The sequence below is a fragment of the Cryobacterium sp. 10I1 genome (genome assembly GCF_035019805.1).
GTDB lineage: Bacteria > Actinomycetota > Actinomycetes > Actinomycetales > Microbacteriaceae > Cryobacterium > Cryobacterium glucosi.
Genome location: NZ_JASJVF010000168.1, coordinates 1 through 7,397, shown reverse-complemented (window position 1 = coordinate 7,397; position 7,397 = coordinate 1). Strand labels below are relative to the sequence as shown.

Genomic DNA, 7,397 nt, shown 5'->3' with positions numbered 1-7,397 from the left:
GAGCAGGGCCGTCGACAGGAGTACCTTGAGCCACAGCGGCACGCGCGCGCGGGTCCCGGCAGGAGTTGCGCCGGCGGCGGGAGGAACGGCGCCCTGGCGCACGGCGGGGTCAGTCCCCGGAACGGACCGCCAGGCCCCGCACGAACGCGGCCTGGCCCGCGTGCTGCAGGTCGTCGGCCAGCACGCTCACCAACCGGGCTCCGAGGGTCACGGGCGGGTTCCACGAGGTGTCGACGATCCGGTCGAGGTCCTCGGGGGTCAGCGTCGGAAGATAGGCGAGGGTCCGGCTGTGCACGGCGTCGAAGTAACCGCCGAGCAGCTCGGCACTGGCCCGGACGCCGCCGACCTGTTCCGCGGTCTGGCCGTATCCGGTCTCGGAGTCGGAGAAGGGCAGGTCGAATTTCGCGGCCCAGCCGCCGCTGATCCAGACCTCGTCCTCGCCGAGAAGTTCGGAGACATGTCCGTCCTGCACCCGTGTCAGGTGCCAGACCAGCCAGGCGATCGAGTTCGCCTCCGGGTCCGCCCGGTATTTGAGCAGGGCCGGTCCGGCCTGCCGCAACACCGAACGCACCACGCCGCCGACCCGGCCATAGGCCTCACTCAACAGCTCGCCTGACAGCATCCGTCTCCCCCGCTCTGGTTTGTTCCTCTCAGACTAGCTTCGAGGCGCCGAAGCGGAGAAACGCGGAAACGACGCTGGGCGCACGAAATGGGACTACGTTTCCCAATGAATCGTTGGCGGAGCCACTCGATGGATAACCCATCGAAGAGGATGGCGGGACAAGTATGAGCATCGTCGGACCCGACCCCACACCCCTGCCCCGGTATCCCCGCGGGACGCTGCTCCTGGTCGGCCTCGCAGCCGCCACGATCACGGCGATCGGGATGAGCAGCATCCGCGGCATTCTGGCGCCGGTCCTGCTCACTCTTGTGCTGTCCATCTGCGCTCATCCTGTCCGGGTACGCCTGGAGAAGCGCGGGGTGCCGCACGGCCTCGCGACCGGCTCGGTGATCCTCGTCGTCTTCGCGCTGCTGTCCGGCTTCTTCTATGTCGTCATCGTGGCCATCTCCCAATTCGTCTCGATGCTGCCTGGCTATGCCGCGGAGATCCACGATCTCGGCGTCTCCCTTGGCGAGTTTCTCAACACGATCGGCATCGGCGACGCGCAGATCCAGGCGATGACGGAAGGCTTCACGCCCAGCAGGTTCGTCCCCTACCTCAGCGGTTTCCTCGGCAGCTTCTTCGGCATCGTCGGCTTCCTGGTCATCGTCCTGACCATGCTGATCCTGATGTCCTCGGACGCTTCCTATGCGCACACCATTCTCGGGCAGTTGAGCCAGCGCCGGCCGGGCCTCGTCGATGCCCTCAAGGTCTTCGCCGCGAACGTTCGCCGCTACATGATCGTCACGACCGTGCTCGGGTTGGTGCAGGGATTTCTCAACACCATCGCGCTGTGGATCCTCCAGGTGCCCGCCGCCCTGCTCTGGGGGCTCCTGGCTTTCCTCTGCAGTTTCATCCCCAACATCGGCTATTTCTTCGCCATCACCCCGCCCGTCGTGTTCGGCTATCTTGTCGGCGGCTGGCCGACCGTGATCGCCGTGATCATCGTCTACGGCGTGATCAACGGCGGCGTGCAGTCAATCATCCAGCCCAAGGCCGTCGGCAGCGCCGTCTCTCTCAACCAGACCATCACCTTCTTCTCCGTGCTGTTCTGGGCCGTCGTGATCGGGCCCATCGGCGCCATCCTCGCTATCCCCCTCACCCTGCTCGCCCGAACGTTCCTCGTCGACTCCGATCCCGACGTCGCGTGGGTCAGGCCGGCATTCGGCCCGACAGTCGAGACCCGACGTCTCCTGAAGGCGGCCGATGTCGCAGGCAAGAATGCGCGGAAAGCGAAGCCACCCTCATCTCCCCGCCCGACAGCCACGCAAGCGCCGGAGCCCGGGCACGAGGGGTGAGGCGCTCCCATGCTCGCCACAATCGGACGGCTGCTCCCGCTTGCACTCGCCGTCGCGCTCAGCACCACCCCGCTCCTCGTGACGGTGCTGTTGCTTCTGTCTCCCAAACAGCGCTGGTCGGCCCCCGCCTTCCTCGCGGGCTGGATCGTCGGGCTCATCGTCGTCACGGCCGTGTTCACGGCCACACTGACCTGGCTTCCCCCGGCCGACATGACTGCCCTCCAGCCGGCCATCGGCTGGACGGAGATCGTTCTCGGCGCCGTGCTGATCGGGTCCGGCGTGTGGAAACTCCTGCATCCGTCCCCTCCCCGGCTGGCCGAACCCGCCTGGCTCAACTGGATCGCGACCCTCGGGCCCGTGTCCTGCGCCGGGGTCGGACTTGTGCTCAATATCCGGCCGAAGGCCCTCGTTCTCGGCACTGCAGCGGGGCTCGCCCTCAGCGCGCACGCGCTCCCGCTTGCCGAATTGGTGATCTGCATCCTCGTCTACACGGTCATCGGGGTGTCCAGTGTCGCGGTCCCTGTGATCCTCACGCTGGCGTCCCCGCAGACGATGATCAAACCCCTCGTGGCGCTCAAGAAGCGCATCATCAATCCGTCCCAGATCGTCACGGTTGTCGTGGCCCTGATGCTCGGTGCCCTGATCCTGGGCGACGGCATGACCCGGGTCTGAAGCAGCCACGCCACATGGTGTGGCGTGGCGTGTTCGTGACCCGACCGCCACGGGGCTACGGCGCAGGCTACTGAGCAGGCGGCTGCGGGGTGACCGGGGAGACGGGATCGGCCCGCCAGCGTGACCACGGCCATACCCCGTCCATTTCGACTTCGAGCGAGAAGCTCAACACAACGCGGATCACGACGATCACGGCGAGGACGACGACGCTTTGGACGGTCGGTTCGACGAGGATGGTCCGGATGATGTCGGCCACGATCAGGACCTCGAGGCCGAGGAGGATGGCCCGGCCCAGGTCACGACGGAGGCCCACGTACGCCTGGGCACGGGTGGAGCTCCGCAGCACGCGCGGAAGGGCGACCGCGAAAGCCAGGGCCCCACCGAGCACCATGATGATTGCACCGGCAGCCTCGACGACCTGCACGCCGGCCGAAATGACCTGCTCGAAGTCCATGGACATCCCTCTCCTCGTGGTTCAGCGTGCAGACGGTCGGCGGGATGCCCGCTCAGATCACGAGTGTTTGTTCGACAAGACCTTGGGCGACGCTTGAGAGCAGCAGGCGGTTTGCCCGGGCATACGTCCTCAGCAGGGTGAACGCTTCCTCCATCGACACGCCTCGGGAGTGCGCAAGTACGCCCTTGGCCTGCTCAATGACCACCCGGGAGGTCAACGCGTTTGTCAGCTGTTCCCGGACCGACATGCTTTCCCGGAGCGTACGCTCCTGCAGGATTCCGATCGTGGCAACGTCGGCCAGCGCCTGGGAGGCCCGCACGTCCTGCTGGCGAAGTGCACCCGGAACATTCGACAGCAGGTTGAGGGCACCGATTGTCGTCTCCCGCAGCCGCAACGGTATGGCGAAGACCGCGGCAAAACCCTGCTCGCGTGCGCTGTCCCGAAAACGCTGCCACGCGGGCGGACTCTCCTCTACGTCCGTCAGGGATACGACGGCACCGGTGACAAAGCATTCCACGCAGGGGCCCGCCCGAGCGCTCAGTTGCATGACCTCGACAAGTCTGCTGGCCTCGCTCGTCGAAGCGACAACTTCCAATTCGCCATCGGCGTCGGCCAGAAGAATTCCAGCGGCCGCAATATCGAAGAGATCAGTGCAACTCTCGACCAGGGTCTGCAGGAGATCCACCACGTCGTAGTCGGCCACAAGCGTGTCGGCAAGGGTCGCGAACGTGTCGATTAAACGGTCCTCTCTCGTTCCATCAATCATGGGACCCTTCGATCTGGCTCTCGATTACCGCGAAACTCAATCGGCGGTCAATGATTTCTGCCGCAATCTCGGCCATTGACCGGCCAGCCGCAAAAGCATGGCCCTGCATGACGAGGAGGGCATCCGCGGCAGGAATTCTCAGTTGAGCCAGGACCATTCCGGTGGCTTGATGGATCTCGCGACGAGAGAATTTCTGGCGAGTGGCACTGTCGGTCTCGTTTTCGATCTCGGTGTGGGACAGTCTGATGGCTCGAGAGAGGACCAGACGACTGACCACGGTCGCAAGGCTCGAAATCTGCTGGACGCTCTGCGAGCTGAGGCGATAGGGGCGGTTGGTATACAGATCGATCGCACCGATGCGCAAAGGCCCCAGGATCAGGGGAAAAGCAAAGACCGCACCGAGGTCATCTGCAAGGATCGCTTCCGAAAAGGCCGGCCAGGTCCGGTTCGGCCGTTTGCGAATATCAGGCTCGAGGACCGGAGCCGCGGTCTGCAGTGCGTCCCAACAGGGGCCCTCGCCAAGATCGAATTGCAACTCGTCGAGACGAAACGACTGGGCGTCACTGGCCGAAATCTTTTCAGCGGCAAGAATATCGCCGAACGTCGAGACGGATGCCCCGTCCACGGGCAACGCCGCCAGGAGCGGCTCGTACAGACGCGCCTCCTGCCCGGTCAGGGCGTTCAGTGCATCCGCAGCCACGGCAAACAGATCAGGCATCGGGGTCATACCCGCGATTCTGGTCGCAACCACGATTCACTCCCGTCCGCTGCATGATCGCAACGTACTCCTCCGGCGTCGAAAAGGAATGCAGGCAGCGCTCGGGCTCTCTCCGCCACCGTCCCGGCCCCGACAACGGTGTGGGCGTGCGCACCGGGAATCGCTCTCGTGCGTTCCCCGGAGTGTGCTCGGGAGTGCAGTCGTCGTGTCGGTTCACGACTGAGACCTTATCGAATCGGGAATGCCGCTTCCAGCATCCACTCGATGGAATTCTGATTTTCGGGAGGCACGATTGCGGGCAAGAGAATCTCCCACATTTCCCGTACGCGTCGACGGAGGTCGGCACGTTCGGTGAAGACATCAGAAACCATCTGGACCCCCGTGAAAGCGGGAATGATGAAGTGCGCCAGCTTCTCGGCGTCGGTGCCTGCGCGGAGTTCGCCGGCCTCCGTGGCGGCCAGAGTCAGTGCCTCGAAGGTCGCAAGCCAATCTTCGTATGGTCGCGCCATCGACCGATCGAAAGTCGAGGTTTCGGTTGTGAGGCGGATGCCGGCACGGACGATGGGGTCGGTGGTCAATCGTCCGGCCAGATCGCTGCAGAGCCTGAGCATCGACTCAAGCGGCCCGGTTGTCGTGTCGAGTATCGCCGTCGCGGCAGCTGTCGCGATCTCGTGTTCCGCTTCGATCACGGCGAGGGCGACGTGCTCCTTGGACTGGAAATGAAAGTACAGCGCGCCCTTGGTCACTCCGGCGGCGGCCGTGATGTCCGAGAGCGTGGCCCCGCCGAAACCCTGGCGATAGAAGACGTCCGCAGCCCCCGCGATAATCTTCTCGCGAGTGAGTACGGCGCGCTCTTGTTTCACGGTCATGGTGCGCCTCCTGGCGATTCCGCATCGAACATGGACCCGACGGCACCTCTGCATCCCCGTCCGGCACCCTCACTCCGGCTCGATCAGCGCCTCTGGGTTGGGTTCCGATCTGAGCGCCGACCGAATCATCAGGACACCGATGGCCAACAACACCGAAATACCGAGAATCGGCCCCACTGCGTAGCCGAGCCAGAAGAGCGGCACGAATACGCAACCGGCGATGACGAGTGCTGTTGAAATGTCCACCAGCTGCGCGCGAGTTGATTGTTTCAAACTTCCCCCCAGATGTTTTTTCGGTGAGCGCGGCACCGGCCGAACGCGAGTTCGACTCCGTGCTCACCGACCCCCGACGGCACAGACGCTGGCGATGCGCCTTTCAGCGAACGCCGATGCCATCCAATAAAAAACCGGTTTCCCCGTTTGTTTGGTTCCCCTCGATGAGTGTATGCCATTGTGCGCAGCGACAGGGTGGTCTCACTCAAGAAAAGTGGCGACGTGGGCGAGGAACCGGGCGGCCTCAGGTACCGATGCAGGTGGCCTTACTGGTTACGCGACGCGGTCGCGGGTGATGTCGTTCCCAGCCGCATCGACGAGAAAGCGAACATCATCGCGATCAAGATGTTCGTGACCAGTGGAACCATCAGGCCCCCCGATTCCGGCCGACTGACAAAAGCGACAAGCACGTAGATCGCCCGGGAACCGAACAGGAGTGCAAACACGACACCGGATGTCCGGTGCGCCGTCATCTTCCACCACGGGCGCCTCTGTTCGACCGGTTCGTCCTCGGCGCGAAAGGTTCTCGCAGCAAAGACGACCAGGACCAGCGCAAGGACGGCTGCCGCGACGGACGCAACAGGCAGCGGGAGACCGATCGTCAGGGCCGACCCGAGAATGACGAGAACGCCACCGCTCGTCACGTAGGCGATCTTCGTTGACGTGCTCGTGATTCGAATTGCCATGGACATCCCCCTCGATGAAAAGACTGACTGGCGTAGACCTGGCTACCGCACCTGCCGGACCCACCCCTGCGACCGATCAGGACGCGGTGCGTGGTGGCGCTTCTTGCACACCCGCGTGTCCGTGTTCCTGATTATGCCGCAGTGCGCTCAGCAGCCGATCACGGGACAGCGATCCGCGAGGCCCGGCCCGCGCGCGCCCGTCCGATCACCTTGTCCACTTCCACGAGCAGGAAGATGACGGCGGAAAGTCCCAGCGTGTACGCCCATTCGCGAACCCCGATCGGCGTCGAGCTGAACCAGAGGTTCATGAATGGCGTGCAGAGGGTGAGGCTCGACGCCCGGAGGCACCGGGAAGTGAACAGGAACGCGAGCCGGCTGAAGGTGGGCGTGGTCGCGGCCGTGGTCTGCGCTTCCGCGGTGGTGGACCCGATTCCCTGCTCGAGGAAGAACACCCCGACGGTCGCGGCCGTGATCAGGTTGACCCACAGGATCTGCGTCGGTTGGAGCGGCAGCGCGAATCCGAACAGCACGGCGAGCAGGAGCACCAGGGACTCGGCTGCGGTCGTGGGCAGAATGAAGACGATGGATTTCTGCAGGTTGTCGCGGATACGACGGCCTTCGTGAACTGCACTCTGGATGCTGGCGAAGTTGTCGTCGGCGAGCACGATGCCTGCCGCTTCCTTCGTCGCTTCGTGCCCTTGATCCCCCTTGCCAGTCCGACGTCCGCTCGACGAAGCGCGGGCGCGTCGTCGACCCCGTCGCCGGTCATCGCGACCTCCTCCCGGTGTGGCTGGAGGGCCTTGGGGAGAAGTTGTCCACAGAAATCTTCTTTGACCGGGTATTCCACAGGTGGCTTGTGGGGTGGCGGATGCCCCGGGAATGTCGGTGGTGGTCCGTAGAGTGACCGGCATGACAGCTGAAGAACCCTCAACTATTCGTTCGGAAAGCACGGCGGAACCCCCGCCCGGGATCCCTCCCGACTCGTACCTCAACCCCCGGC

General features: G+C 64.3%; 10 protein-coding genes. 2 read left to right on the top strand and 8 right to left on the bottom strand.

Going from position 1 to position 7,397, the window contains the following annotated elements; all coding sequences use genetic code 11:
- Positions 1–109: 109 nt before the first annotated feature.
- Positions 110–622, bottom strand: coding sequence for a mycothiol transferase (locus QN345_RS13410; protein ID WP_322187909.1), 513 nt, complete (start codon positions 620–622; stop codon positions 110–112).
- A gap of 164 nt (positions 623–786) precedes the next feature.
- Between QN345_RS13410 and QN345_RS13405 the strand changes: the two genes are divergently transcribed.
- Entirely contained in the window at positions 787–1,959 is a 1,173-nt protein-coding gene (locus QN345_RS13405) for an AI-2E family transporter (protein WP_134447328.1), read from the top strand.
- Positions 1,960–1,968: 9 nt separating this feature from the next.
- Positions 1,969–2,631 carry a GAP family protein gene (locus QN345_RS13400; protein WP_322187911.1) on the top strand — a complete coding sequence of 221 codons (663 nt, stop codon included), beginning with the start codon at positions 1,969–1,971 and terminating at the stop codon, positions 2,629–2,631.
- A 67-nt stretch (positions 2,632–2,698) separates the two neighbouring features.
- Here QN345_RS13400 and QN345_RS13395 read toward each other — a convergent pair whose 3' ends face one another.
- The 7 genes from QN345_RS13395 to QN345_RS13365 form a co-directional block, all read right to left on the bottom strand.
- The gene (locus QN345_RS13395) at positions 2,699–3,091 is read right to left on the bottom strand and encodes a DUF1622 domain-containing protein (protein ID WP_323508750.1); all 393 of its coding nucleotides are present in this window, start codon (positions 3,089–3,091) and stop codon (positions 2,699–2,701) included.
- Between the two features lie 46 nt (positions 3,092–3,137).
- Positions 3,138–3,851: a GAF and ANTAR domain-containing protein gene (locus tag QN345_RS13390; RefSeq protein ID WP_134447324.1), complete on the bottom strand. Its 714-nt coding sequence runs from the start codon at positions 3,849–3,851 to the stop codon at positions 3,138–3,140.
- Entirely contained in the window at positions 3,844–4,578 is a 735-nt protein-coding gene (locus QN345_RS13385; protein WP_323508749.1) for a GAF and ANTAR domain-containing protein, read from the bottom strand. Before QN345_RS13385 ends, QN345_RS13390 begins: the two co-directional genes overlap by 8 nt.
- Before the next feature lie 218 nt (positions 4,579–4,796).
- Positions 4,797–5,438 carry a ScbR family autoregulator-binding transcription factor gene (locus tag QN345_RS13380; protein ID WP_134559421.1) on the bottom strand — a complete coding sequence of 214 codons (642 nt, stop codon included), beginning with the start codon at positions 5,436–5,438 and terminating at the stop codon, positions 4,797–4,799.
- Positions 5,439–5,507: 69 nt separating this feature from the next.
- Positions 5,508–5,747 (bottom strand): hypothetical protein, encoded by a 240-nt coding sequence (locus QN345_RS13375; protein ID WP_134447318.1) that lies wholly within the window; start codon positions 5,745–5,747, stop codon positions 5,508–5,510.
- A 230-nt stretch (positions 5,748–5,977) separates the two neighbouring features.
- Positions 5,978–6,397, bottom strand: coding sequence for a hypothetical protein (locus QN345_RS13370; RefSeq protein ID WP_322187915.1), 420 nt, complete (start codon positions 6,395–6,397; stop codon positions 5,978–5,980).
- Positions 6,398–6,555: 158 nt separating this feature from the next.
- Positions 6,556–7,062 (bottom strand): hypothetical protein, encoded by a 507-nt coding sequence (locus QN345_RS13365; RefSeq protein ID WP_322187917.1) that lies wholly within the window; start codon positions 7,060–7,062, stop codon positions 6,556–6,558.
- Positions 7,063–7,397 lie beyond the last annotated feature (335 nt).

Coding starts and splice junctions, on each gene's coding strand:
- QN345_RS13410 (WP_322187909.1), bottom strand. CDS start 622: ATGCTGTCAGGCGAGCTGTTGAGTGAGGCCTATGGCCGGGTCGGCGGC.
- QN345_RS13405 (WP_134447328.1), top strand. CDS start 787: ATGAGCATCGTCGGACCCGACCCCACACCCCTGCCCCGGTATCCCCGC.
- QN345_RS13400 (WP_322187911.1), top strand. CDS start 1,969: ATGCTCGCCACAATCGGACGGCTGCTCCCGCTTGCACTCGCCGTCGCG.
- QN345_RS13395 (WP_323508750.1), bottom strand. CDS start 3,091: ATGTCCATGGACTTCGAGCAGGTCATTTCGGCCGGCGTGCAGGTCGTC.
- QN345_RS13390 (WP_134447324.1), bottom strand. CDS start 3,851: ATGATTGATGGAACGAGAGAGGACCGTTTAATCGACACGTTCGCGACC.
- QN345_RS13385 (WP_323508749.1), bottom strand. CDS start 4,578: ATGACCCCGATGCCTGATCTGTTTGCCGTGGCTGCGGATGCACTGAAC.
- QN345_RS13380 (WP_134559421.1), bottom strand. CDS start 5,438: ATGACCGTGAAACAAGAGCGCGCCGTACTCACTCGCGAGAAGATTATC.
- QN345_RS13370 (WP_322187915.1), bottom strand. CDS start 6,397: ATGGCAATTCGAATCACGAGCACGTCAACGAAGATCGCCTACGTGACG.